The organism is Vagococcus fluvialis (assembly GCF_003337315.1).
Classification (GTDB): Bacteria; Bacillota; Bacilli; order Lactobacillales; family Vagococcaceae; genus Vagococcus; species Vagococcus fluvialis.
The window spans coordinates 38,100-64,164 of record NZ_QPJV01000012.1 but is presented as its reverse complement, the minus strand read 5'-3'; the positions used below and the strand labels follow the sequence as shown (position 1 = coordinate 64,164).

21 protein-coding genes and 1 other annotated feature are annotated in these 26,065 nt (G+C 33.5%); of the genes, 2 read left to right on the top strand and 19 right to left on the bottom strand.

Going from position 1 to position 26,065, the window contains the following annotated elements:
• Window positions 1–14: 14 nt before the first annotated feature.
• Entirely contained in the window at window positions 15–1,043 is a 1,029-nt protein-coding gene (opp3C, locus tag DFR54_RS10885; RefSeq protein WP_114290253.1) for an oligopeptide ABC transporter permease, read from the bottom strand.
• Window positions 1,043–1,987 carry an oligopeptide ABC transporter permease gene (gene opp3b / locus DFR54_RS10880; RefSeq protein WP_114290252.1) on the bottom strand — a complete coding sequence of 315 codons (945 nt, stop codon included), beginning with the start codon at window positions 1,985–1,987 and terminating at the stop codon, window positions 1,043–1,045. Before opp3b ends, opp3C begins: the two co-directional genes overlap by 1 nt.
• Window positions 1,988–2,073: 86 nt before the next feature.
• Between opp3b and DFR54_RS10875 the strand changes: the two genes are divergently transcribed.
• Window positions 2,074–2,418: a DUF3899 domain-containing protein gene (locus DFR54_RS10875; protein WP_086341441.1), complete on the top strand. Its 345-nt coding sequence runs from the start codon at window positions 2,074–2,076 to the stop codon at window positions 2,416–2,418.
• Window positions 2,419–2,726: 308 nt separating this feature from the next.
• On the opposite strand, the gene DFR54_RS10870 is transcribed toward DFR54_RS10875, so the two are convergent.
• From DFR54_RS10870 to DFR54_RS10800, 15 genes are all read right to left on the bottom strand, one after another.
• Complete coding sequence (locus DFR54_RS10870) at window positions 2,727–4,412, bottom strand: peptide ABC transporter substrate-binding protein (protein ID WP_114290251.1); 1,686 nt, start codon at window positions 4,410–4,412, stop codon at window positions 2,727–2,729.
• A gap of 239 nt (window positions 4,413–4,651) precedes the next feature.
• Window positions 4,652–5,026, bottom strand: coding sequence for a DUF956 family protein (locus tag DFR54_RS10865; RefSeq protein WP_114290250.1), 375 nt, complete (start codon window positions 5,024–5,026; stop codon window positions 4,652–4,654).
• A gap of 137 nt (window positions 5,027–5,163) precedes the next feature.
• Window positions 5,164–6,078, bottom strand: a complete 915-nt coding sequence (locus DFR54_RS10860) for a PTS system mannose/fructose/sorbose family transporter subunit IID (protein ID WP_114290249.1) — start codon at window positions 6,076–6,078, stop codon at window positions 5,164–5,166.
• 20 nt (window positions 6,079–6,098) lie between these two features.
• The gene (locus tag DFR54_RS10855) at window positions 6,099–6,905 is read right to left on the bottom strand and encodes a PTS mannose/fructose/sorbose transporter subunit IIC (RefSeq protein ID WP_086341437.1); all 807 of its coding nucleotides are present in this window, start codon (window positions 6,903–6,905) and stop codon (window positions 6,099–6,101) included.
• Window positions 6,906–6,940: 35 nt separating this feature from the next.
• Complete coding sequence (locus DFR54_RS10850; RefSeq protein WP_114290248.1) at window positions 6,941–7,906, bottom strand: mannose/fructose/sorbose PTS transporter subunit IIA; 966 nt, start codon at window positions 7,904–7,906, stop codon at window positions 6,941–6,943.
• A gap of 75 nt (window positions 7,907–7,981) precedes the next feature.
• Window positions 7,982–8,479, bottom strand: coding sequence for a mannose/fructose/sorbose PTS transporter subunit IIB (locus DFR54_RS10845; RefSeq protein ID WP_086341435.1), 498 nt, complete (start codon window positions 8,477–8,479; stop codon window positions 7,982–7,984).
• A 230-nt stretch (window positions 8,480–8,709) separates the two neighbouring features.
• Entirely contained in the window at window positions 8,710–11,529 is a 2,820-nt protein-coding gene (locus DFR54_RS10840; RefSeq protein ID WP_114290247.1) for a sigma-54-dependent transcriptional regulator, read from the bottom strand.
• A gap of 80 nt (window positions 11,530–11,609) precedes the next feature.
• Window positions 11,610–11,909, bottom strand: a complete 300-nt coding sequence (locus DFR54_RS10835) for a hypothetical protein (protein WP_114290246.1) — start codon at window positions 11,907–11,909, stop codon at window positions 11,610–11,612.
• 77 nt (window positions 11,910–11,986) lie between these two features.
• Entirely contained in the window at window positions 11,987–13,486 is a 1,500-nt protein-coding gene (locus tag DFR54_RS10830; RefSeq protein WP_207027361.1) for a flavocytochrome c, read from the bottom strand.
• Between the two features lie 178 nt (window positions 13,487–13,664).
• Complete coding sequence (gene pepT, locus DFR54_RS10825; RefSeq protein WP_114290244.1) at window positions 13,665–14,888, bottom strand: peptidase T; 1,224 nt, start codon at window positions 14,886–14,888, stop codon at window positions 13,665–13,667.
• A gap of 15 nt (window positions 14,889–14,903) precedes the next feature.
• Entirely contained in the window at window positions 14,904–16,553 is a 1,650-nt protein-coding gene (locus DFR54_RS10820; RefSeq protein WP_114290243.1) for a peptide ABC transporter substrate-binding protein, read from the bottom strand.
• Between the two features lie 65 nt (window positions 16,554–16,618).
• Window positions 16,619–16,846, bottom strand: a binding site (T-box leader).
• A gap of 63 nt (window positions 16,847–16,909) precedes the next feature.
• Complete coding sequence (locus DFR54_RS10815; RefSeq protein ID WP_114290242.1) at window positions 16,910–18,589, bottom strand: peptide ABC transporter substrate-binding protein; 1,680 nt, start codon at window positions 18,587–18,589, stop codon at window positions 16,910–16,912.
• A 170-nt stretch (window positions 18,590–18,759) separates the two neighbouring features.
• Entirely contained in the window at window positions 18,760–20,421 is a 1,662-nt protein-coding gene (locus tag DFR54_RS10810) for a peptide ABC transporter substrate-binding protein (protein ID WP_114290241.1), read from the bottom strand.
• A 16-nt stretch (window positions 20,422–20,437) separates the two neighbouring features.
• Window positions 20,438–21,811 (bottom strand): transglutaminase-like domain-containing protein, encoded by a 1,374-nt coding sequence (locus DFR54_RS10805; RefSeq protein ID WP_114290240.1) that lies wholly within the window; start codon window positions 21,809–21,811, stop codon window positions 20,438–20,440.
• 4 nt (window positions 21,812–21,815) lie between these two features.
• Window positions 21,816–22,880 (bottom strand): dipeptide epimerase, encoded by a 1,065-nt coding sequence (locus DFR54_RS10800; RefSeq protein ID WP_114290239.1) that lies wholly within the window; start codon window positions 22,878–22,880, stop codon window positions 21,816–21,818.
• 208 nt (window positions 22,881–23,088) lie between these two features.
• Between DFR54_RS10800 and DFR54_RS10795 the strand changes: the two genes are divergently transcribed.
• On the top strand, window positions 23,089–23,655 hold the full coding sequence (locus tag DFR54_RS10795) for an XRE family transcriptional regulator (protein ID WP_114290238.1): 567 nt from the start codon (window positions 23,089–23,091) through the stop codon (window positions 23,653–23,655).
• Window positions 23,656–23,707: 52 nt separating this feature from the next.
• Here the strand turns inward: DFR54_RS10795 and DFR54_RS10790 are convergent, their stop codons facing one another.
• Together DFR54_RS10790 and DFR54_RS10785 are read right to left on the bottom strand one after the other, a co-directional pair.
• On the bottom strand, window positions 23,708–24,517 hold the full coding sequence (locus tag DFR54_RS10790) for a histidine phosphatase family protein (protein ID WP_114290237.1): 810 nt from the start codon (window positions 24,515–24,517) through the stop codon (window positions 23,708–23,710).
• An 83-nt stretch (window positions 24,518–24,600) separates the two neighbouring features.
• A complete protein-coding gene (locus DFR54_RS10785) occupies window positions 24,601–26,034 on the bottom strand; it encodes a 6-phospho-beta-glucosidase (RefSeq protein WP_114290236.1) in 1,434 nt (477 codons plus the stop codon).
• Window positions 26,035–26,065 lie beyond the last annotated feature (31 nt).

Here is a 26,065-nt window from a genome sequence, read left to right as displayed (position 1 = left end):
ATTTCAACACCATCCTAGTCATTCATTTTAGGGTCAAATGCATCACGTAAACCATCAGCTAACAAGTTAAAACAAATCATGATAACTGATAATGTGATAGCAGGTGCCCACATTAAGTGAGGTAAAAATCTAAACGTTTTATAACCTTCATTTAAAAGTGTTCCAAGTGAAGCAGTTGGTGGCGTTAAACCTAAACCAATAAAACTTAAGAAAGCTTCAAAGAAAATAGCTGAAGGAATACTAAACATCATTTGAACGATAATAACCCCGGAAATATTCGGTAAAACATGTTTTAAAGCAATTTTAGGTTGAGAAACACCTAATGTAGTTGCTGCTAAAACATATTCTTGATCTTTAATTTTCAGTGTTTGAGCTCTAACAATCCGAGCCATAGTAATCCAACCTGTTACAATCATGGCTAAAATAATAGACATTAAACCAGGTTTGAAAACCATCAACATTAAAATCATTACTACTAAGTTAGGGACTCCTGAAAGAACTTCTAGTATCCTCTGCATGACGGTATCTGTTTTACCGCCTTTCATTCCAGAGAACATTCCGTAGATAACCCCAAAGGTTAAATCTAGAAAGGCTGCTACAAAGGCAATAATCAGTGACATTCTTGTTCCCATTAATAAACGAGATAGAAGGTCACGACCTAAACCATCTGTTCCCAAATAGTAATGAACATCATCTGGTACATTAGCTTGTTCGTATTTGTCGACTCTGTTACCACCAACAACTGCTGTACCATTAAATCCATTAATCCCAACACCTGGAATTTTTGGTGGTAAGTTAATATATTTTGGATTTTGTTTAGTTGGATCGTGAGGTGAAACCCAAGTTGATCCAAAAGCAATAATCGTTACGATAATTAAAATAACTAAGGAAATAACTGCACCCTTATTTTTCTTTAACCTTCTCCAAGAATCTTGCAAAAAGTTTAATGAAGGTGCACTAATTTTTTCACGATCTAAATTATCATTAATTGAGATTGGTTCAAATTTTTCAGCTGGGATACTTTTAATATCTAATCTTTCCATTACTCTTTGCCACCTCCTGCTACACGAATTCTTGGATCTACAATACCGTAAAGTAAGTCAACAATTAAGATAACAACTACTAACATAGTTGAGAACATAATTGTTACTGCCATAATTGTTGGGTAATCGTTTGTCATAATTGATTTTACAAACTGCTCCCCAATACCAGGAATGGCGAAAATATTTTCTACTACTAATGAACCAGTCATTAAAGCGACAGCAAGTGGCCCAAGTAACGTAATTAAAGGAATTAAACTGTTTCTTAATCCATGTCTAAAGACGACTTGCATACGACTTAATCCTTTTGCTCGAGCAAGTTCGATATAATCACTACTTAATACTTCTACCATCTCTGTTCTAATAAAACGAGCAGAGTCAGCAAGTGGCGACATGGACAGAGCCAAGGTTGGTAGAATCGTTGAGATAAATCCTTGATCCCACTTAGCAATTGGTAAAATGCCTAACTTAATGGCAAAGACATATTGTAGTAATACGGCAAAGACAAAGTTTGGAATCGACCTTCCTAGTATGGCTATCAAGGTAGCTAGTGTATCAACCCACGTATTTTGTCTCATAGCAGCTATAGCTCCAAGAATAATCCCTACTAAAGTACCAAATATAATAGCTTGAATCCCTAATTGGACAGATGGCCCAATTCTTTCTTTTAATAATTTTGATACAGGTTGATTTTTAAATTGGAAACTTGTTCCAAAATCACCTTTAGCGATATTTCCCATATAAATACCATATTGTTGAATAACTGGCTTATCTAAGCCTGCCTGTTCGTTTAAGATTTGGATTTGTTCAGGTGATAATTTTTCTTGGTTCGCATAAGGAGAACCAGGAAGTAACTTCATTAAGAAGAACGTTATTGTCGTAATTAACCACAACGTAATGAGCATGAACATAACACGTTTTAAGAAAAACTTTGCAAAATTTTTCATTTATTTTCCCCCTTTTAAATATTTTGACTTCTATTAATAAATGAATTAGAGTTAATTTATTAATCTAATAGAAAAGGACATTTTTTATGAATCTAGCTAAAAAAATTATCATCAGTTTAGGAACTCTAATAGTTGGGATTCCTTTATTCACCCTAGTGACAAACAACTCACTTACCACAACAACTTTATCAAATAACTTTTTTATGTTCTCGTTATTATTTATTATTATTGGGACTAGTATCGCTGTTTTATCTTCTGGGTTCTTTGATTTTTTTCAAAAGAATATGAAAAATCTCATTCAACAAAGAAGAAAAAATGAACCAAAAGAATATATTCCACTATCAGAAATTTTTAAGAAAAAACCTATTTACTGGTTTATAGTAGGTGGAACGCTTTTAATAATTAGTTTCCTACTAACTTTATTTTCTTAATAGCAAAAATCCTATAACAGACTCGTTATAGGATTTTTGCATTTCCTTTAACCAACATCTTTATTTTCTATCAAGTAACAAACACCCTAAATTTTGAAAAATCCAAAAGATAATAGGACGAATATCCTTTCAATTTTCAATAACTATGTTATTAAAAAGAGTTAGAATGGGACTGTGACATAAGTATGGCACAGTCCCATATTTACAAACTAAACAGTGTCACAGAAGTAGATTCTGTTACAATCTCATTCTACCTCACTCTTTTCTATATTCTCAAATATTTCGTTTTGTTATCTTTTGTTAATATCTTATTTTACTTTGTACGCCCATTTGTAGTCATACATTGCGCCAGCTGGATGTGCTACCACACCTTTCACTTTATCAGAACGTAAGTGAGCTTCAGCTTCTTGCAAGATGTTGATAATTCCTGTATCTTCAACAATTTGTTTTTCAGCAGCAATCATATTTTCCCAACGTTTTTCTGGGTCATTTACATTAGTAGTGCTAGCTTCTTTAACATTTTTATCGTATTCAGGACTTGAGTAGTGACCACGGTTATAAGAGTTACCTGTTTCAAATAAGTCTAAGAAACTACTTGGATCTGGATAGTCCGCAATCCAACCACCGTATACCATACTAAAATCACCTTTGTTTGAGCGATCTAGACGAACACTAAATGGTACTGGACTTAAGTTAACTTTAATACCTGGTAATTCTTCTTCTAATGAACCTTGTAAGAATTCAAGAACTTTCTTAGTTGAATCATTATCTGATGCTAAGATATCCACTTCAATTTTGTCTTTACCTAAATCTTTTTTAGCTTTTTCCCAATGCTCTTTAGCTTTTTTGCTGTCATAAGCTACATCTCCACCAGCTTCTTCAGAGAAGTCTTTTTTATCTTTTGGAGAATGCGCTAAGTCTGTTGGTACTAATCCTTTAGCAGGAACAGAACCATCTGCTAAGATTTGGTTAGCTAAAGCTTCGCGGTCAATCGCATAAGAGATAGCTTTTCTTAAATCTTTATTGTTAAATTGTGAGTCTTTTTCTCGTTGATTTAACTCTAAGTAGCGAGCAGAAGCTTTTTTCTCAATATGTAACTCAGGATCACCAGCTTTTTGTTGTGCTAACTCACCAGATAATTGAATCTCTTCTACTTGTCCATCATCATAAAGGTTTAAACTTGTTGAAGCTTCTTTAACAACACTTACTTTGATTTCATCTAGCTTAACTGTATCTTTATCCCAATACTCAGGATTTTTTACATAAGACCATTCAGTATCAGTACCAGGTCCATCAAAATTAGCTAAAGTAAATGGTCCATTGTAGACTGCTTTTTCACTTGAAGTAGTGTATTCTTTACCATATTTTTCAACAATATCTTGACGTTGAGGCATGAATGTTGTGAAAGCTAATAAATAATCAAAATAAGGTGCTGCTTTTTCTAATGTGATTTCTAATTCATAATCACTAACTGCTTTAATTCCTAATTCTTCTACTGGTTTTTCACCTGCTGTAATAGCAGCTCCATTTTTAACGATTTCATGTAAGTATGCATACTCAGAAGCTGTCTCAGGGTCTACTGTACGTTGCCAACCATAAACATAGTCTTTAGCTGTAACAGGTTTTCCGTCTGACCACTTAGCATCTTCACGTAATTTAACTTTATAAGTTAAACCATCTTCACTTACTTCTGCTTTTTCAGTTGCTCCAGCAGGTTCTGGTTCTTGGCTTTCACCTAAACGGTAAATTCCTTCATAAACGTTATTTAGAGCTACAGAACCAATAACATCTGTATTAAGAGAAAGGTCAGCTGTAGGCATCTCTTGTAATACGTTAACTGTGAATACCTGCTTTTCATCTAATGTTTCTTCACTTGTAGCTTTTGAGCTACTTTCAGAAGAACCTGCATCTTTTTTGTCTCCGCCACCACAAGCAGCTAAACCAAGAACAACTGTTGATAATAATCCAACATACAACATTTTTTTCGTTTTCATTAAAATTCCCCCTTATATTTCTTAGAAAAATTAGAACTAAATTAAAATATACTCATAATAGTATATTAAAACTCATCATATTGCAACTATTATTTACTTACTTTTTTGTAAAAACCGAATGTTAAGACTTTTTTTCGCCTTAAAGTAATCGTATTCATAGCTTTTTTAGAAGAAATACTTAAAAATGTAAAAAATAAACAAAATAAAAAAACCACCTTTTAACAAAAGACGGTTTTTCATCATTTTTTAATAAATGGTTTTGTGACACCTCGTTTAATCACTTGAAAAAAACTTAACGAACGAACGATTTTTTCAGAACCAATGTATTCACGCATACCACGTAGCACTTTTTTAGGGTCTTTAGCAGAGAAAGTAAATGTACCATCTCTTTTAGTTTTTACAGCGAACCTAGGTATCCATTTACCTTTGAACATGACTGAGGTAATCACACAATCAATTTCTTCCCAAGGGATTTGAATAAAATTTTTAGCTTTACGATCATCGTAAAATTCAAACCCTTTATCACCAATCATAATTTTCCCATAATCGGTAAATCCTAAAAAAGAAGTGGCTTTTTCAACTAAATCTACTTTTGTATTAAGTGATTGAACCATAAGATTAACTCCTATTTCTTAATTTAATAATTATATTGTAACACAATTTTTAATAAAAGAGATTACAACCAGATATTCGAAAAATAAAGAGCTGTGACTTACTTTTGTCACAGCTCCTTTAAAGTTTTAAGTAAGAATTACATAATTCCTAATAAATGTAATACGATACCAGCTGCGAATAATCCTAAGATAATCACAATTGGAGATACTTTTTTCTTCAGTAACCACATACAGAATAAAGTTAATAGTAAACCAGCTAATCCTGGAATTAAGCTATCTAAGTTATCTTGTAATGTTGTTACTTTAGTATCAGTTAAAGAAAGACCTGCACCTTGATCAAGTAAAGCTTGTTTGATTCCAGCTGCACCTTCAGGTAATTTATCCCATTCGATAAATGCTCCCTCAGATAATTTAACTTCTGAAACCGTTGGCGCAAATCCGATGGACACCCATCTATTTACAAGGGATCCCAGTATGAACATACCTAAGATTGAAGCTCCCTTAGTAATATCTTGTAAGATACCACCTGATAAGTCATCAGTAATTCTAGATCCTGCTTTGTAACCAAATTCTTGTGTGTACCAAGTGAATGCCATACGAATCGCATTCCAAGCTACAAAGTAAATAATTGGCCCTAAGATATTTCCTGCCATTGCAAGTGAAGCTGCTAAAGCTCCTAAGATTGGTTTAACTGTAAACCAGAACACAGGGTCACCGATACCGGCTAAAGGACCCATCATACCAACTTTAACCCCTTGAATTGCTACATCATCAACAGGCGCTCCATTAGCACGCTCTTCTTCAAGAGCTAAAGTTACCCCAATAATTGGAGAAGCTACGTATGGATGTGTATTAAAGAACTCTAAGTGACGAGTTAAGGCTGCAGTTTGATCCTCTTTAGTTGTGTATAAACGTTTAATTGCTGGGATCATTGTATATGCCCAACCACCATTTTGCATACGCTCATAGTTCCAAGAACCTTGTAGGAAAGTTGAACGTAACCAAATCGAAATTCTATCTTTTTTCGTTAATTCAATTCTTTTTTCTGACATTTTTAAAGTTCGCTCCTTTCCTAATAGTTATCGATGATGTCGCCTACAGGATCTCCTGTATTTGAGCCACCACCGTTACCTGATCCACCTTGTTTTGATAACGCTAAGTAGATTAACGCTAAAGCAAGACCGATTGCACCAAGTCCCATTAATGTAATTTCTGATACTGTTGCTAATACAAAACCAATTGCAAAGAATGGCCATACTTCTCTTGTTGCCATCATGTTAATAACCATAGCATAACCTACAGCTACTACCATTCCACCACCAATTGCTAAACCGTCTGTTAACCAAACTGGCATAGACTCTAATAAACTACTTACTGGTCCAGCTCCAACAGCTAAGATTAATCCAGCAGGAATCGCAATACGTAGACCTTGCATAACGATAGCTAATAAGTGCCACATTTCAACTTTTCTAATATTTCCCTCAGCTGCTGCTGCATCCATTAAATGTACGAAGGCAGTTGCTAATGTACGTCCGATAATTGTTAATAAAAGACCTGCTACAGCTAAAGGTACAGCGATTGCGATTGCTGATGATACCCCAGCTTCCCCTTGTCCACCTAAAACTAAAATAATGGCAGATGCAACTGATGCTAATGCAGCGTCAGGTGCTACGGCAGCACCAATGTTAGCCCAACCAAGAGCGATCATTTGTAGTGTACCACCTAAAATAAGACAAGGGATTAAGTTTCCTGTTACTAAACCGATTAACGTACAGGCAATAACTGGTTGATGGAAATGAAATTGGTCAAGAATACCTTCAACACCAGCTAAAAATGCCACGATAATCACTAAGATTATTTGAATAAAATTTAAATCCATGGTAATAATTCCTCCATTCCTTTTGTAATAAAAAATTAGTGCTTATTAATTTCTTCTTGTGCTTTTTTAAGAATCTCTTCCATATTACCTTTTGAGTCATTTGGTACTTTACGAACGTCAAAAGAAATACCTGAGTCTTTTAACTCTTTAAATGTATCAATATCATTTTGGTCAAATGCTAACACTTTATTAGGTTGTACTTTACCTGTTGAGTGAGCCATTGATCCAACGTTAACTGTTGATAACGGTACACCGCCTTGAACAGCTTTTAATACATCTTGAGGTGTTTCAAATAATAATAATGCTTTTTGACCACCGAAATGATCTTCGTCTTTAGCTAATTTAATCATATGATCAATTGGCACAACGTGAGCTTTTACCCCAGGAGGAGCTGCTTGCTCAATTAATTTTTTACGTAATTCATCTTTTGCTACAGCATCTGAAACAACGATGATACGTGTTGGACCTGTTGTTTTAGTCCAAGCTGTTGCTACTTGTCCATGTAAAAGACGTGAATCAATACGTGCTAATACATACTCTAATTTACCAGGACGACCTGCATTTACTGTTTCACTGGCTGCAGTTTCAACTACGGCTGGCTCTAACTCTTCAGGCATTACTTTAACACCCTCTTTAGCTGTTGCTAAAACATGTTTTGCTATATCATGCGCACTTTCCATTGAAAAACGAGATGCATATGACTCAATAATCATTGGTAAATTCATACCTGCAACGATTGCCCAGTTGTCTTTATGTCCTTCAAGTAAACTACTTGCTTGATTAAACGGAGTACCACCCCATAAATCAACTAAGAATAATACTTCATCTTGATTGTCAAAGCTACTGATTGCTTCTTCCATTTTACGTTTAACATCTTCTGGTCCTTCTGAAGGCATTAATGTAACAGCTGCTACATTTTCTTGCTCGCCAAAAATCATTGAAGCTGATTGTAAAACACCAGTCGCAAATTCACCGTGACTTGCTAGGATAATTCCTACCATTCTTTTACCTCCTACCTTTTTATTATTTATCTTAAAAGATCTTTCCTACTATAATAGTAGAAAACTTCTTTAAAGCTATAAGAAGTTTTGCTTTTTTAATACTTCCATTAAGTTGGTCTTATGATCTGCAGGTACTTTTCTAATTTCAAGTTCAATGCCTTGTTCATCTAGAAAAACAAAGGCTTCAATATCTCGGTCATCTACTGAAACGAAATTAGTTACCATTTGTTTACCAGAAGAAAAACTCATTCCGCCTATATTAATAGAAGAAATTTGAAGTCCACTTCTAACTAAAGCCTCAACATCAACTGGACTTGTAAATAAAAGAGCTAACTTTTCACCTTCTAAAATATGACTTTGAGCAACTTCCATCATTCTTGAAACACTTAAAACATTGACATTAATACCTGAGGGTGCAGCTTGTTTTAATAAAATTTTTCTCATCGGATTATTTGCTGCTTCATCACTAATGACTAAAATTCTATTAATGTCCATTTGCTTAGACCAAGCTGTTGTAACCTGTCCATGAATTAAGCGATCATCTATACGTGCCAGACGTATGTCTATGCTCATATAAAAAACCTCCTAAACCATCTCTTAAAGAATACATACTAAAAAAACACTTTTGCTTCTATACAATATTATAAGCAATTTCCGTGCCAACTTTCTCATCATCCTTTATATTTTCCAAACCTATATATAGCAAGGTTTAATAAGAACACAATACGGAATACACTAAAAAAAATACAGTAACAATACACTATTCACCCTGAACATGTGTATTGTTACTGTATTATAAGTCATTATTTATTTAATTCATTTTCAACAATTTTTAGAATAAAAAATTTCTCGCTATCTGAAAACTCGATTTGTAAGGTATCCTTTAATAACTCATAGGCAGGTTCAATGGATAGGTACAATGGATTAGTTTTCATTTGCTGCAATTCTGTTATTTCTGTTGATAAGGTATCACTTCTAAGTTCTCTTTCAATAGCTCCTGCTGTGTGTAAGCAAAGATTAATATAAAATGTTTCATTCGTAGGTAGCTGACTTAACTGACAAACTTTTGTAACAAAATCCCATAAAGGATGCATTAATTTATCCGGATTAATAAACGTAAAACTATCTTTTAAATAGTCATAACAAAGAGTTTGAGCTTTTTCTAAAGATAACTCTGAGGTAACTTCTTCGAAATCATCAAAAATAACTTTTTCTAAAACTTGTGAACCTTCACTCGAAAATAAAAGATCCATAGAAATAAACGGTGACTCTATTTTTGGATCCTTAATACCTGTTGTAGCTATTATATGGTAATCTTCCTGAATACTTTTTATCTTTGCATGCATCTCTACTACTGAAATCGGCAAAACGTGAATATCTTCTTCAAGATGAGATAACAAATACTTATCTATTAACTCCTTCATTCGTTGAGCAGTTCCTTTTCCAGAGGCACATATAGCAACAATTGCCTTTTCTTTTGAAAAGTGAGTTTCTTTAATCTCAACTTCTTCCTTGTCTCCCATTGTATAACCATGGAAATCAAGAATCGAATGGTGTAAATCTGTCAAACTTGTATCTAATAAACTAGATTTTCTGGCAGCTTCAAGAACCACAGCAGTTGTTACCATATCAATGGTTTTGACTTCTATACCTGTTCTTGTTTTCAAATCATCTGAAAACGTACTAAGAGACCCCATGTCAACAAGTAGCATGACACCACTCCCCTCGTCAACAGCAACAACTTCATCAACTATTTTTTCAAAAGCTTCTTTTGGTTTCATCTCTAGAGGCATATCAACAGCTCTTAGATTGTCCACTTTTAATAGTTGAGTCACTACTTGTGCCATGCTTGTTGCTGTTGAATTACCATGAGCGGCAACAACTATTCCAATTCTGCCATCAGCCTTACTCTCTCTAAGGGAAACGAGTAATACAGTTAAGTATTGAACTTCAGAGTCTGGAACTTTCACATGATAATCCTCTTCAATGATTTCTTTAAAAACTTGAGCTACCTTCATCTCTTCTGGGTAGTGTGCTACCATGTTTTGGATATTTTCGTTATTGGCGTGCACCGTATCTTTTTCATTTTTCAAACGGTTCAAGAAAGAGCTAATATGAAATCCCATTGCATATAAAAAGTTCGTCTGAAAATCATAGTCTAGAGCTTCTTTGGCATACTCATATATTTTTCTAGTCGTATTTAATATTCGCTCATCAATAATTTCTGTTAATTTACTTTCTGTATCAAAAGTAAATCCATGATTTCTATAGAATGACTTCAAATGAACATTAATATCTGTTGAAATAAAATGATTAATGGCATCTTGTGTTAAACCATCTTCTTTTAAAACAGCCGCTTTATCACCAATAATTTCGTATAAGTTATATGGCAACTCATAAGAGTCTTCTTCAAAAATATCTAATGGTGTATTTGGTGAAATTGAAATTTGCGGTGTTAATTGTGATGTCAACTCGGACATGCCCTCTCTATCATGAGCTAAAGTAATTAAACCTTCTTTGATATTTTCATTTAATTCATCAAGTGAAATATAAAGTTCATCTTTATCCATATAATTTAGAAAGGCCTGAGCTGTCACTAGCTGCACATTAGATTTTAATTGCCCCACATTTCCATATGACACACTACCAATTAGAGCTTTAATCACATCTTCTGTTAAAATAATTTTTCTTTGGATTCGTTTAGCCTCCATAGCCATCATCATCTTAACTAAATCAATTTTTTCTTTAGCTGTTCGATCCTTAAAATTAGGTAACTGAATAGTGATTGGTATCCTTCTGACAAAGGTATTTAAAAGAGATGAACTTGGGTCTTCTGTTGTGGCACAAATAATACGTACATTAGCATGATGCGTTTTTTGAGTTTCACCTAATTTAGCGTAACTGCCATTATCCATAAAATAAAAAACCATTTCTTGTCCTTCTGGAGGTAAACGGTGAATTTCATCTAAGAATAAATAACTATTATTGGCTAAACTAATCAAACCTTCTTTTTCTTGCTCTGCTCCTGTAAAAGCTCCCTTTACATGACCAAATAAATGACTCATTAATAACTCTGGGTTACTGGCATAGTCAGCACAGTTAAAGACAATCATTTCCTTTTTAGAATCGATGACTTGATTTTCTTTGGCAAATTGAAACATAGTATGAGCAAAAAAAGTTTTTCCTGAGCCTGTTGGGCCAATGATTAAACAATTCAAACCTTTTGGTGGATAAAGAATAGCTGCTTTTGCTTGCTCTGTCGAATTTTTCATACTACCATAAGCCCCAACAACTCGCTTAAATATATCTTCTGACGTAAAAGTCTCAACTTTTTTAGGTGGTTTGACATTGGGCTCTGTTTCTAAATAACTCTCTACGTATTTAGAAAGAGGTTTATGACGAAAGACAGATTTACAGACATATCGCACTGGTCTGCCATCAAGCTTATCTATCAACCCTTCACGAACAAGACTATTTAAATCTTTACTAGCATTGCTACGCTGAATATTGCAATTTTCAGCTACTTGATTAGTGGTAACACCAACAAAATTATCTATCTCTGAGCTATTTAAATTTTCAGTTTCACTTTTGACATATTGATAAACTCGGTCAATTCGCTTCATTTTTCTCCTCCTAACAAATACATTAAAGACACTGTATTAATAGTGTATCAAAAAATAGAGAAAAAGACACTAATCAATTACTAATTTAATTGTCCTTTTTCTTTAGAATAACTCATGTATTTTATCATCTTTTCTTTTTTCTTATTCTTAATACACTGTATCTCTTCATTTGTTAAAGTTTTTAAATTTTTATTTTCTTGAAGCATCTCAACAACAGCAATACACTGATACAGTTCTTCTAGTAGGTCATCTTCATTAGTTTCTCCTACTCGTTCTGGATGAGAATCATCTAAACCAAAGCGAATACTTTTTGCTGCTGCTTGTGCTATTTCAGCACTTTCTTCCATTAAACAAACTAATAAATAATTAGTGATGTCCATCTTAATCTACTCCTTTTTAAATAAAAATACTGTGACATAAGTATTATAACTTATGCCACAGCACAATCATTCATTTATTATTTTACAAAGGCTGCTGATTGTTTACCAGATTCACGACCAAATACAATAATATCTCCTACTGAGTTACCACCAATTCGGTTTTCACCGTGTAAACCACCAGTTACTTCACCAGCTGCAAAAAGTCCAGGAATTGCTTTTCCATCTTTATCTAGAACCTCTGTTTTAGTGTTAATTTTCACACCACCCATTGTGTAATGGATACCTGGTGCAATTTTAATAGCATAGAATTCTTTACCATCTAAACCATTGTCCATACCTGTTTCGCGTTTAAATTCAGTATCTTTTTTATCAGCTACTGCTTTATTCCATGTATCTACTGTTTCTTGTAATGTTTTTTCATCCATTTTAAGCTCTTTAGCTAAAACTTCTACTGAATCAGCTTTTGTAACAAAACCTTGTTTTTCATAGAAATCAATTGCTTTTACTCGTTCTTTAACACCTGAGTCAAAGATTAAGTAAGATGATTTTTCTTTAAGAGCATTTTCAGCTGCTGATACATTATCACGTGTATCCATTTCGTTTACAAAACGTTTACCTTCTTGGGATACTAAAATACCACCTTCACCACGTACAGCCTCACCAATTAAAATACCTTTATCTTGTTGTACTGTTGGATGAATTTGAATTTGGTCCATATCAACTGTTTGACCACCTAATTTTTCAATCATCTTAATACCATCACCAGTACTACCATCTGAGTTAGTTGTTACGTAACCTTTTAATTCAGGTTTTTCTGCTTCTAACATTTTAGGGTTAGCACCGTAGCCACCAGTTGTCACAACAACTGCTTTACTTTTAACTTCTTTTTCAGTACCTTCAACGTTAACTTTAACACCTGTTACTTGTCCGTCTTTTTCAGTGATTTCAGTTACGTCAGCATTAACAAATAATGGAATTTCTTTTTCAAATACATTTTTTGTTAAACCATCTACTAAATAACCACCAACTGCTGAACCATCTTCAGGACGATGAGTTCTCTTTTCACTCATACCACCTGTAATTGTTAAGTTGTTTAATTTAATTCCCATAGAATCTAACCAATCAATAGCATCTGCTGAATTATCAACATAAAAACGTAATAATTCTTGGTCATTTGTTCCATGTCCACCTTTTAATGTTTCTTCAAAGAATTTATCGTTACTATCTTCGATACCTTCTTCTTTTTGGAATTTAGTTTCTGAAGCATTCATACCACTTGAAGATTTAAGTGTATTTCCACCAGCCACTGGCATTTTCTCAAAAATAACTGGATTTTTACCATCATTTTTAGCTTCGATTGCTGCAGCCATCCCTGCTCCACCAGCACCAACAATAATAATATCGTACTCATCTTTCATCTCTTTAGGATCAGTGTATCCTTTTTCCGAAGCACCTGTTGTTACTTCAGTACTTGACTCAGAAGATTTTGAACTTTCCTTTGTATCTGCTGTTTTATTACTCCCACAGCCAGCTAGTAAAAACATAACTGCTAAGCTAGTTGTTACTGTTTTAAACATTTTACTCTTCATTATTTGTTTCCCTCCAAAAAAGATTGTGATTTCAATAACTTGTTCACATATTGAGTGTACAATGGTATAAATAATTTTTCAACCTTTTTTGCTGTTTTTTTCACATTTAAATTAATTAAAAAAGGTAGTAAAAAGAGTTTGAACTCTTATTACTACCTTTAAAATTTTATGATTTACCTTCTTTGATAATTTCAATAATTGTTTTTGTAGCTGTTTCCATCGCCTCTAAGGTAATAAATTCATATTGACCGTGGAAGTTTTCACCGCCTGTAAAAATATTAGGTGTCGGTAGTCCCATAAAGGAAATTTTAGAGCCATCTGTTCCACCTCTAAAAGGCGTAATAATCGGTTCAATTCCTAAATTTTTCATTGCTTTAATAGCAACATCTACTGAAGTCATATCTTTTTCAATGATTTCCTTCATATTATAGTACTGATCTTTTAGTTCAATTTGAATTCTTGGACGGTCTAGTTCTTTATTTAGTGTTTCTACTATAGAAACTAGTCTTTCTTTTCGGTATTCAAAAAGTGCCGTGTCATGGTCACGAATAATATAAACCATCTCAGCTTTATCAATTGAGCCATGATAGTCGTGTAGTAAATAAAAACCTTCCTTACCACGTGTTTTTTCTGGCACTTCATCTTGTGGCAGTCTTTGATCAATTAAATTAGCTACTTTATTTGCATTAACCATCATGCCATAGGCTGTTCCTGGATGTACACTTGTGCCATCAATTTTTATTGTTGCTTGAGCAGCATTAAAAGTTTCATATTCAAAATGTCCCACACGACCACTATCAATAGTATACGCATAATCAGCTGGAAAACGTGACACATCAAAATGGTCAGCCCCTTGACCAATTTCCTCATCAGGTCCAAAGGCTACCCAAATATCACCGTGATTCTCATCAGGATTTGCAATAAAATAATCAATTGCTCCTAAAATTTCTACGATACCAGCTTTATCATCTGCTCCTAAAAGAGTTGTACCATCAGTAGTAATTAATGTTTCCCCTATATAGTCTTTTAGATTAGGAAATTCACTGACTTTCATCACAATATCCTGTTCTTTATTAAGCAGCACATCTTTACCGTCATAATTTTCATGAACAAGTGGTGTAATATTTTCAGCATTAAAATCTGCAGTATCTAAGTGAGCAATTAAGCCAACACTTGGATAATTGTCAGCATTTTTAGGTAAGACAGCTGTTAAGAAGCCATTTGTCTGATTATAATCAATCTTAGATAATCCTATTCTTTCTAGTTCTTCTTTTAAAATAAAAGCAAATTCTTCTTGAGATTTAGTTGTTGGAATCGTTGAACTACTAGCGTCAGATCTGGTATTTAATTTAGCATACTGGATAAATCTTTTTAATAACGTCTCTTTCATGTGTCACTCTCCTAATTATTCTGTTAATTCAGCATTTCTGAGGAAGAAATAACCTCCATATGATGGATATTCCACATTTTTAATTTTAGGATTTACTAAATAATTTGAAGCACTTTGATAAACGGGAACATGAGCGCTATCTTGCTCAAGTAATATTTCCTCTGCTTTTTTATAATCTTCAAACTGTTTATTACTATCATTGGCATCAACTGTTTTAGCTTTCACTACTAAATCAGTATACTCTTTGTTGTTATAGTTACCATAGTTATATGATGAATTTGTTACGTATAAGTTAAAGTAAGAATCAATTTCACTGCTTCCTGCAATCCAACCTGATAATGAAATTTCATAATTTTTTTCTCTTCTTGATTGGTTAACATTATTAGAAGGTTGTAAATTTACGTTGATTTTTAATCCTGGTAAATTTTCTTCTAATTGACTTTGAATATACTCAGAAACTTTTTTACCTTGGTCTGTATCAGCTGCTAGAAGATTAACTTCTAGTTTTTCTCCAACTTCTTTTTGAGCTTGTTTCCAATGTTTTTTAGCTTCATCAACATTGTAAGTCACATGATCTCCTGAGTATTTACGGTAATCTTCATTTGTTTCAGGATTAGAATCAAGTCCTGCTGGTACTAAACCATTTAACGGTTTTGAACCATCTGCTAATACACTTTCAGTTAAAGCTTCTTTATCAATAGCTAAAGCAATTGCTTTTCTTAAATCAAGATTAGCTAATGGTGAACCCTCTTTTTTATTAAAGTCTAAAAAGCTATTTGCCACATCATTAAACGTCACATAACCATCTAAGTTACTGTACTGTGCAACATTTTGACCACTAATTCTTACTAGGTCAAGATCGCCACCTTCAAATAAACTAATTCCTGTGTTTTCTTCTTTTAATGTTTGAACAGAAACTTCTTCTAATTTAACAGCTTCTTGATCGTAATATTCTTTATTTTTTTCTAAAGTCCAAGTATCACTTGTACCATCCCAGTTCGTTAAAACAAAGGCGCCATTGTAAAGAAGTGAATCAGAATTTGTGCCGTATGCTGCTCCTGTTTTTTCAACATAGGCTTGTTGTTGTGGCGCTAACCAACCAATTGCTAACACAGATAGAAATGACGGTTGAGGATTTTCTAGAGTTACTTTAAATTCTGTGTCCGAAGTTGCTTTAAAACCAACTTCATCAACTGGTTTCTCACCATTTCTAACAGCTAATCCATTAACAACATTATCAAGTAAATAAGCATTAGGACCTTGCGTATCAGGACTTAACAGGCGTTTCCAAGCATACTCAAAATCATGAGCTGTAATTGTTTCACCGTTACTCCATTTCGCATCCTCTCTTAAGGTAAAGTTATATTCTTTACCGTCTTCACTTACATCAATTGTCTTTGCAATACCAGGAACTGGCGTTGTTGTTTCATCAAATCTAGTTAAACCTTCAAACAAATGTTGAACCATAGTAAATGTATTTTTATCTGTTGTCTGAGTTGTATCTAAGGTTGAGATTGGGGCTGGTGTACTAATGACTATACTCTGAGAAATAGCCTCTTTCGTTTCTTTTTTAGTCGTCTCGCTTGTCTTACCACCATTATTACCACAAGCGCCAAGAATAAGTGACAACACAACAATACTGCCTAACAAAATATTTTTTTTCATTGTAAAATCTCCTTTATCGGTCAGTAAAAGTGTTAAAAAAGAATAAAAAAAGAATCCTCGCCCTATTAAAGGACAAAGATTCTTTCTTTGCTACCACCTTTTCGTTGAAAAGCGTCTGCTTTTTTCCGGTACTATCATACCATTGTGCGTTAACAGGCACCCCCGTATAGGTTTAATTAGTCAACCTATCTGTTCAAAGGCCATTTTCATTACTCTTTCCGTTATCTCTTTTCACCAACCGAGACTCTCTAAAAACATCAACAAGTAATTACTTTCCTTTTCAATACATTTACTCAGACCATTATTTTATTTGTTAAGAGATACAATAACAAATATTATTTAGGCCGTCAACTCTTTTATTCTTTCATCTCTAAATATTTGTATTCGTATGAAGCTCCTGCACTATGACTAATATAGCCTGACATTTTAGGATTTCTTAAGTGAGCTTCAACTACTTGGTAAACTGGGATAACTGCTGCATCATCTTCTAAAAGAAGTTTCTCAGCATCTAAGTAATTTTCCCAACGTTCTTTTTCTTTAACTGCATTCGTTGTACGAGCCTCGTCAATAATTTTATCATAAGCTGGACTTGAGTATAGACCTCTGTTGTAAGCATTACCTGTTACAAATAGGTCTAAGAATGAGCTGACATCTGTGTAGTCTGCTCCCCAAGCTGTAACAACAAAGTCATAATCACTTTTTTCAATACTTGTACGATCTAAACGAATTGGTTTTGTTACTGCTGTAACTGTTGTTTCAATACCTAACACTTCTTTAAATGCTCCTTGTAGGTATTCTGCTAATTTCTTAGTTGAGTCATTGTCATCTGTTAAAATATCAAAGGTAAATTTATCTTTGCCTGTTTCTTTTTTAGCTTTTTCTAAATACTCTTTGGCTTTTTTCTCATCAAAAGTTTTGTAGCCACCAGACTCTTCAACGAAATCTTTTCCAGTTTCTGGATTTACTGATAGGCTACTTGGTACAATACCATTTACTGCTTGAGAACCATCTCCTAATACTGTGTTAACGATTGTTTCATTATCAACAGCATAGAAAAGAGCTTTTCTAAAGTTTAAGTTATCAAAGGGCACTGTTTTGCTTTTTTTGTTCATATCTAAATAAACAACGCGTCCGTCTTTATCTCCAACAAAGTTATCATCATTAGCATATTGCTTAGCTAACTCACCAGAAATAATAACATCATCAAGTTGGCCATCTTCATAAAGATTTAATGCTGTTGATGCTTCTTTAACAACAGTTGCTTGAACTTCACCGATTTTCACACTGTCTGCATCCCAGTAATCTTTATTTTTTAAATATTTCCACTCAACATCTGATCCTGGTCCATCAAATTCTGCTAATACAAATGGGCCATTGTAGATTGCTTTTTCACTTGTATTTGAGAAGTCATTTCCAAATTCTTCAACAGCTTTTTGGTTTAACGGGAAGAAAGTTGGGAAAGCTAATAATGAGTCCATGTAAGGAATGGCATTATCTAAAGTGATTTTAATTTCATGATCGTTCACTGCTTCGATACCTAGTTCGTCAGGCTTTTTCTCGCCCTTCATAATAGCACCAGCATTTTTAACATTTTCAATCAAATAAGCATATTCTGAAGCTGTTTCTGGGTTAATTACTCGTTGCCAAGCATAGACATAGTCTGCTGCTACAACAGGTTCTCCGTTACTCCATTTAGCTTCTTCTCTTAATTTAAGTGTATATGTTAAGCCATCTTCACTAACTTCTGCCAATTCTTTTGCGCCAGCAGGTTCTGGTTTATTATCAGCATTCATACGGTAAAAACCTTCATAAATCTGATTTAAAGCTCCAAAACTTACTTTATCTGTAGCTCTTGCTGGGTCCACACTAGCAATCTCTTGAGGAATACCAAATTTAGCTACTTGTTCTGTTTTTGTCTCTTTTTTACCCGAACTAGCACTACCTTCATTCTTCTTATTATCGCCACCTGAACAAGCTGCTAGTAAAATAGCAGAGCTCATTAAAACAACGCTCCCTAATAGCTTTTTATATTTCATACTATCAAACCCCTTTTTTGTTATAAATGTTAGTTTATTACAAAAATTAGAACAAAGCAACTTTATTTTAATCTTATTTTAATATATTATTAATAATCCTCATATAAAAAAACAAAAAAGAATCGTGCATAAGAAGATATTTCTTATAGCACAATTCCTTATTTTTAAAACTAATCTTCAATTTTTAATGTCTTATAAGTCATTGTTGAACCGAACAAATGACGAGTAATCCCTGTTAACTTATCATTAACAAGTTGTCCTCGATATTGTTGGAATAATGGAACAATCGCTGCATCATCTTCAACCATAATTTTTTCTGCCGCTATTAAGGTTTCCCATCGTTTAACTGGATCGTTACCATATTTATTGGCTGCATCATCTAATAAATCATCAAATTTAGGATTACTATATCCACTATTATTACCACTCTTTAGATTACCTAAGAATGAAGTTGGGTCTTGATAATCTGGTGCCCAAGTCCCCATAGCGATTTCATAATCACCTTTTTTAGTTAGTTCAATACTATTTTGTTGTGGAACTGTTTTAATATCTAATTTTAAGCCTGGTAATGTTTCTTGTAATTGCCCTTGAATATACTCAGCAATTCGCTTATCACTGTCTCCATCTTTTGATAAAAACTCCACAGTTACTTCACCATTTAGTTCAACTTTCGCTTTTTCTAAATATTCTTTTGCTTTTTTACTATCTGTTTTCGCCACATCTCCAGCTTCTTCACGGTAGTCGACTCCTGTTTTTGGATTAGATACAAAGCCATAAGGAACATAACCATAAACAGGTCTAGAGCCATCAGATACAATGCTTTCTGTTAATGTTTCTTTATCTAAACCGTAAGCAATCGCTTTTCTAACATTTTCATTAGCAAAAATAGATGGTTTTCCATTTCTTACTTGGTTAAGTTTTAAATAATATATTTTAGACGTTTGAACAGCTTTGAAGTTAGGATTTTCTTTATTATTAACTGCTAAATCACCACTTATAGTTGCAATATCAAGCTCCCCTGACTCAAATAAGTTATAAGCTGTATTTGCCTCTTTAATAACTTCAAAATGTAACTTATCATTTTTTACTTCATCAACAGCATAATAATCAGGATTTTTTTCTAAATCCCAACTCATTGACGCTTGGTTCCAGTCTTTAATTAAATAAGCGCCATTGGATACAATTGCATCACTTGATGTTCCATACTCTTTTCCTTTTTCCTCTACATATTTTTGATTTTGAGGGAAAAATGGTGTGAAAGTTAACATTGATGTAAAGTAAGTCACTGGTTTTTCTAATCTAATTTCTAATGTGTAATCATCTTTTGCTTCAATACCTAATTCATCAGGTTTTTTATCTCCATTAATGATAGCTGTCCCATTTTCAACCGTTCCATCTAGTAAAAAGAAATAATTTGCCTGATTAGCAGGATCTGCCATTTTTTGCCAAGCAAAAACGAAGTCATTAGCTGTGACAGGATCCCCGTTACTCCATTTGCTATCTTCTCTCAGTTTAATTGTATATGTTTTGCCATCTTCAGAAATTTTGGGCAACTCTTTAGCAATTGCAGGTTGAACATTATCTTTTTCATCTAATTGATACAATCCTTCAAATACGTTAGCTTGTAAGTTAACGCTTGCTTCATCTTGAGTGAAAATCGTATCTAATGAACCAATTTCTGTTTGCTCCATTAAATTGATTGTACGACTTTCAGTTGAAGTGTCTTTATTCTTTGTTGTCTTTTCTTTAGTAGTTTCTTGATTACCACAACTAGCTAATAACATAGTCCCCATAACAAGGATTCCCAATTTTAAATATTGCTTTTTCCTCATACTTAACTCGCCCCTTTTAATTCAATTCCTTCATCTCCACTAATTCTTGACTTACTTCAAGACAAGCATAAGGTAATCCTTGTCCCACATACTCAAACTCCCCACGTTGATTATCAATTGGGTCAGCCCTTAACTCAGCTTTAGCTGGATTAAAATCTTGTTGAATAGCTGAATTAGCAACCATTCTAAAAATATCCAAATTACCAAAATAATAATTCCAACGTTCTAATTTTTTATTTCGATACGCACCTCCTGCAAATGATAAATCTGCATGTACCCAACCATAAGGTGCGACATAAAATTGTGCCCAGTCATGACACCCTGTATAATGACTTGAAACATAAAGACCTGATTGCCATTTAGCAGGAATTCCACTCATTCTACAAAGTGTAATAAATAGAATGGCTTGTACGCCACAATCACCTTTTAGATTTACCGCTGCATATTCAGAAATATTCTCAATAGTAAAATACTCACGCATAAAAGAATAATTCACCTTTGTCGTCACAAAATCAAATATCTTTCTCGCTTGTTTGATTGGATTTGTTTCATCTTCTAAAATTTCTTCCAATAAATTTTCTAAATATGGCGTAAAAGCCATATGAGGTAACACCTCTTCTAAATCAGTTGTTATATCACATACCATAGCTTTATCTGAATCAAGTTCTCTATAAGGAATTGTGTGAACATAACTATAAGTTACTTCAAAAACTTGATTTTCTTCTAAAATTGTCTCAAAATATATTGTTCTTTGTTCCTCATCTTCTGGTGCTATGAAAGTAGCGGTTGGTGAAGTTCTAATAATTTTAATCTCAGAATTTTGTTTACAAGCTTTTGGAATAGGTAAATAAACCTTAACTTTTTCTCCTACTCTCTCATGTTCTTTTTTAACTTTAATAGATCCTTTAATGGTTATTTCAACTTGACGTTTTCCTTTTTCTTTCATCAAAACAACATTTTCATCTAATTCTTGTTGTCTTAAAACTTCAACTGCATTATCTTCTGAAGAAATTCTTCGATCACTATAGGTACTTTGTGTTTTAAATAAATTCGCTAAAAAACGACGTTGAAATTTAACTTCTCCATCAACATAAATCCAATCAACTTTCCCAGTATTCCTTAACACTACAAGCTCATCTGCCTTAAAATCTTTAATATCCTCAGTCATCATTTGCCTAGCTTCTTCGAAAGAATAAGGATATTCGTTATTTCCCATCATACCTAATACATCTTTTTCAATTTCAAGACGTTTTCTAAGGGAAATAGGTGTTGATTTTCTTTCTAATAGAAAATCTATTAAGGCATTTGCTCCTTTAAAGTCACCAAAATATTTTAGTTTTGACACATCTTCTGGTAAAGGTATGCTTAAATAACTTAAATCGTATTTCAATGAATTAACCCCCAATTCCTAATCCTATTTCATGGCTAACCTTAATATCTTTAGTCTCTTCTAATGGTACTCCTCCTGGTAATACTACTTCTGTCAAACCAAAAGTAGCGTCTAAATCACAGCGTGTAATATTTTTTAGACCACTCGCTAAATGAGCTGCTGCAGTGACACCAATATTGGTTTCCTCTGCCATACAACCAATCATACATTCAATACCAGCTATTTCGCAGATAGAACTGATCTTAGCAGCTTCATAAAGACCACCACATTTCATTAACTTGATGTTAACAAAATCAACTGCTTCCATTCGAACTAATCGAAGAGCATCCTTTGCAGTGAAACAACTTTCATCAGCCATAATTGGAATTCTCGAATGATCACGAACAAATTTTAATCCCTCTAAATTATGAGATTTAACAGGTTGTTCTACCAACTCAATATCATATTCACCTAATCGCTCAATCATCTGAATAGCTTGTTTAGGATACCAAGCTTGATTAGCATCTAAACGGATTTTAGTTGCTGAACCGACAGATTCACGAATCTTTTTAATTCGTTCTACATCAAGTTTTTCATCAACGCCAACTTTTACTTTCAGTGTGTTAAATCCTGCTTCGATGTGCTGCTTAGCTTTTTTTGCCATAATATCTGCGTCATCAATGCTCAAAGTCATGTCTGTTTCAATTGACTCACGGTAACCTCCAAACAATTGAGCAATCGACTGATTACTAACTTTTCCAATAATATCGTGAATCGCAATATCAATAGCTGTTTTAGCAGACGGTGCGTGAGCTGCTACACTATTCATTAAAAAGTAAATCTTTTCAAAATCTAAAGGATTACAACCTAATATCACTTTACCAATTTCCTTAATACACTGAACCGTTCCATCTAAAGTTTCTCCTGTAATTAAAATCCCTGGAGCTCCTTCACCAACTCCTACAATACCCTCATCTGTCTCAATTTTAACAACAGCGCTCATGGCATATTCAATTTTTCCTAATGAAATAATGAGTGGTGATTTTAATTTAATCGCTTTTGAGGAAACATTAACTTTTGTGATTCTCATAGAAACACCCCTTTTTAACAAATGGTTAAATTTGTTTATTTTTTTAACTAATTGTTAACAATAGTAATCTCTCTATTTGCATAAGTCAATAGTTTTATTAAAAATAAATTAAAAAATAATGAGCCGGATATCATTTGTTGAAAAACATAAAATTTTAAGTCATAATACGTTATGGCAATAAAATATAAATTCGAAAAGGATGTCTATTATGGACTTTAAGCATCTTAAAGATATTAGAAAATCTAAAAATATGACTTTAGCAACATTGGGCGAAAAAACTGGCTATACAGCAAGTTTCCTATCTCAAATTGAACGTGGTTTAAACAGACCTTCCATTGAAGCATTACGAAAAATATGTGATGTATTAGAAATTGAAGTAGCTTCACTACTAGCTAGTCATAATGATGTGAATCACTCATCTGGTATTGAAACATACAATGGCTACAAAATTTTCAGAGAACCTAAAGAAACTTTATATCAACCTTGGCAATCTAGCGCTACCTACTATCACACTTTATTTAATATGCCTATTCACTCAGAAAATATGATTGTTTCAAAAATAATAATTGACGCTCATTCATCTTCAAGTGGTCAATTAATCTCTCATAATTTAAGTGAAATTAATTATATTATTAGTGGTAAAGCCGCTATTGATTTAACTGGAGAAATGCAAACTTTATATGAAGGTGATGCTATTTATTTAGAACCTTTTACTAATCACAATGTTAAAAATCAAACAGATGAGCCGCTAATATTATTTACTTTACAATTTTAAAAAAGACTTTGACGTAGGAATCTACCTTTACGTCAAAGTCTTTTAATTTAATCTATTTTTTCCCTGCTTCAATATAACTTGTATCATTAACTGACTCTAAGTTATATTTTCCATCCTTTACTTTAATCACAGAGACACTAGCATTTTTCAAACCACCTTCTGGCATTTTAAAATCATCAAACAAAGTATCTAGTAAGGCAGAGATACTTAGACCATGAGAAACAACTAAGACATTTCCACTACCTTCATTTTTCATTTCTTTTTCAACAATCTCATCAATTGATTTTGTTAATCTAGTTGTAATTGTTTCAAAATCTTCTGCTGACCAATTTTTACCATCAACATTTTTTTCTTTATCGATTTCTGCCACACTATCAGCAAATGATTTAGGTGTCATTGTTTTCATAAATTCTTCAGTTGTTACTCCTTGTTTTTTCGCAATATCTCCCCACATTGTGTGATTCAAATCGCCTTCATAAGTTCCAAAGTTAAACTCTCTTAACCCAGGGTCTTTTTGGACTTCTAATTGAGATGATTTTTTATTTTCTTTGATAATTAATTCAGCTGTTTGAACAGCTCGACCACTATCACTACTATAAGCATTTTGAAAATCAACATCTCCTAAGCCTTTTCCAGCAGCTGTTACAACTTCTTCGCCTTCTTTTGTTAAGACAGCATCTGACCAACCTTGTACGCGGTCAGTTGTATTTAACATTGTTTTACCATGACGAACCACATATAAGGCTAACTCTTCCTTTTTCTTTGTAGTAGTATTTTCGTTAGCTTTTTTATTTGAACCATAAGCTCCTAATAATAAAATACTTAAAGATAAAACACCTAATAGTTTAACTGATTTTTTCATATTTATTCTCCTTTTTTTGTAACCGTTTTTATTTTTTAGCCATAAAAAAAGAGACTGTCAGAATTTCAGTCTCTCTTCAATTGTTAGTTGTTACTTAAATCTTCACCATTTGTAGCAATAACTTTTTTATACCAATCAAATGATTTTTTCTTAGAACGTTTAAGGGTTCCATTACCTTCGTTATCACGGTCTACATAAATGAAGCCGTAACGTTTTTTCATTTCCCCAGTTCCAGCACTTACTAAGTCAATACATCCCCATGTTGTATAACCTAATAAATCAACGCCATCTAATTCAACAGCATCTTTCATTGCCTGAACGTGAGCTGCTAGATAAGAAATACGGTAATCATCTTCCACATAACCATTTTCATCAGGAGTATCTACTGCTCCTAAACCATTTTCCACAATAAATAATGGTTTTTGGTAACGATCATATAAATCATTCATCGTCACACGAAGTCCAAGTGGATCAATTTGCCATCCCCACTCACTAGCTTCTAAATAAGGATTTTTAACTGAAGCAAAGATGTTACCTGCTGTTTGTTCTAACAATTCTGGATCAGTTGTTTGAACACGTGATGAATAATAAGAGAATGAAATAAAGTCTACAGTATGAGCTCTTAGTAATTCTTTATCTCCTTCTTCCATCTTAATGTTGATTCCATTACGTTCCATTTCTTTAAGAGCATATGCTGGGTATTCCCCACGTGATTGAACATCAATGAAGAAATAGTTTTCTCGGTCTGCTTTTTTAGCTGCCCAAACATCTTCTGGTTTTGGTGTATAAGCATAGTTTGTTCCTGCTGCTAACATACAACCTACTTGATTTTCTGGGTCTACTTCATGAGCAATTTTAGTGGCAATAGCACTTGCTACTAACTCGTGGTGAGCTGCTTGATATTTAACTTGCTCTTTGTTTTCGCCTTCTTCAAAGTAAAGTCCAGCTCCCATAAATGGTGCGTGTAAAATCATGTTAATTTCGTTGAATGTTAACCAATATTTTACTAAGCCTTTATAGCGATTAAAAATGACGTGACATAAATTCTCGTAAAATCCTACTAATTCACGGCTTCTCCATGCCCCGTATTTTTCAACTAAATGCATTGGACAATCAAAGTGAGTAATCGTTACTAAAGGCTCAATATCATATTTACGACATTCTTTGAATAAATCTTCGTAAAATTGTAGTCCTTCTTCATTTGGTTCTGTTTCATCACCTTTAGGGAAAATACGACTCCAAGCGATTGACAGGCGATATGTTTTAAATCCCATCTCTCCAAATAAAGCAATATCTTCTTTGAAATGAGTGTACATATCAATAGCTTCTTTTGCTGGATAAAAATGATCCTCATCAAAATTGAACATTTTCATTTCACCTGTAATAACTGGGAAACGGTCCTTTCCAACTGGTGCTAAATCAACGTTAGCTAAGCCACGTCCACCTTTGTCATATCCACCTTCACACTGATTGGCAGCAGTTGCTCCGCCCCATAAAAAATCTTTTCTAAAGCCCATATTCCTTACCTCCGTCTATATTTTCTTAAAC

Coding starts and splice junctions, on each gene's coding strand:
- DFR54_RS10845 (WP_086341435.1), bottom strand. CDS start 8,479: ATGAGCATAGACATACGTCTGGCACGTATAGATGATCGCTTAATTCAT.
- opp3b (WP_114290252.1), bottom strand. CDS start 1,987: ATGAAAAATTTTGCAAAGTTTTTCTTAAAACGTGTTATGTTCATGCTC.
- DFR54_RS10870 (WP_114290251.1), bottom strand. CDS start 4,412: ATGAAAACGAAAAAAATGTTGTATGTTGGATTATTATCAACAGTTGTT.
- DFR54_RS10840 (WP_114290247.1), bottom strand. CDS start 11,529: ATGAAGCGAATTGACCGAGTTTATCAATATGTCAAAAGTGAAACTGAA.
- DFR54_RS10850 (WP_114290248.1), bottom strand. CDS start 7,906: ATGGTAGGAATTATCCTAGCAAGTCACGGTGAATTTGCGACTGGTGTT.
- pepT (WP_114290244.1), bottom strand. CDS start 14,888: ATGAAAGAGACGTTATTAAAAAGATTTATCCAGTATGCTAAATTAAAT.
- DFR54_RS10795 (WP_114290238.1), top strand. CDS start 23,089: ATGGACTTTAAGCATCTTAAAGATATTAGAAAATCTAAAAATATGACT.
- DFR54_RS10800 (WP_114290239.1), bottom strand. CDS start 22,880: ATGAGAATCACAAAAGTTAATGTTTCCTCAAAAGCGATTAAATTAAAA.
- DFR54_RS10865 (WP_114290250.1), bottom strand. CDS start 5,026: ATGGTTCAATCACTTAATACAAAAGTAGATTTAGTTGAAAAAGCCACT.
- opp3C (WP_114290253.1), bottom strand. CDS start 1,043: ATGGAAAGATTAGATATTAAAAGTATCCCAGCTGAAAAATTTGAACCA.
- DFR54_RS10830 (WP_207027361.1), bottom strand. CDS start 13,486: ATGTTTAAAACAGTAACAACTAGCTTAGCAGTTATGTTTTTACTAGCT.
- DFR54_RS10875 (WP_086341441.1), top strand. CDS start 2,074: ATGAATCTAGCTAAAAAAATTATCATCAGTTTAGGAACTCTAATAGTT.
- DFR54_RS10855 (WP_086341437.1), bottom strand. CDS start 6,905: ATGGATTTAAATTTTATTCAAATAATCTTAGTGATTATCGTGGCATTT.
- DFR54_RS10790 (WP_114290237.1), bottom strand. CDS start 24,517: ATGAAAAAATCAGTTAAACTATTAGGTGTTTTATCTTTAAGTATTTTA.
- DFR54_RS10820 (WP_114290243.1), bottom strand. CDS start 16,553: ATGAAAAAAAATATTTTGTTAGGCAGTATTGTTGTGTTGTCACTTATT.
- DFR54_RS10785 (WP_114290236.1), bottom strand. CDS start 26,034: ATGGGCTTTAGAAAAGATTTTTTATGGGGCGGAGCAACTGCTGCCAAT.
- DFR54_RS10860 (WP_114290249.1), bottom strand. CDS start 6,078: ATGTCAGAAAAAAGAATTGAATTAACGAAAAAAGATAGAATTTCGATT.
- DFR54_RS10835 (WP_114290246.1), bottom strand. CDS start 11,909: ATGGACATCACTAATTATTTATTAGTTTGTTTAATGGAAGAAAGTGCT.
- DFR54_RS10815 (WP_114290242.1), bottom strand. CDS start 18,589: ATGAAATATAAAAAGCTATTAGGGAGCGTTGTTTTAATGAGCTCTGCT.
- DFR54_RS10810 (WP_114290241.1), bottom strand. CDS start 20,421: ATGAGGAAAAAGCAATATTTAAAATTGGGAATCCTTGTTATGGGGACT.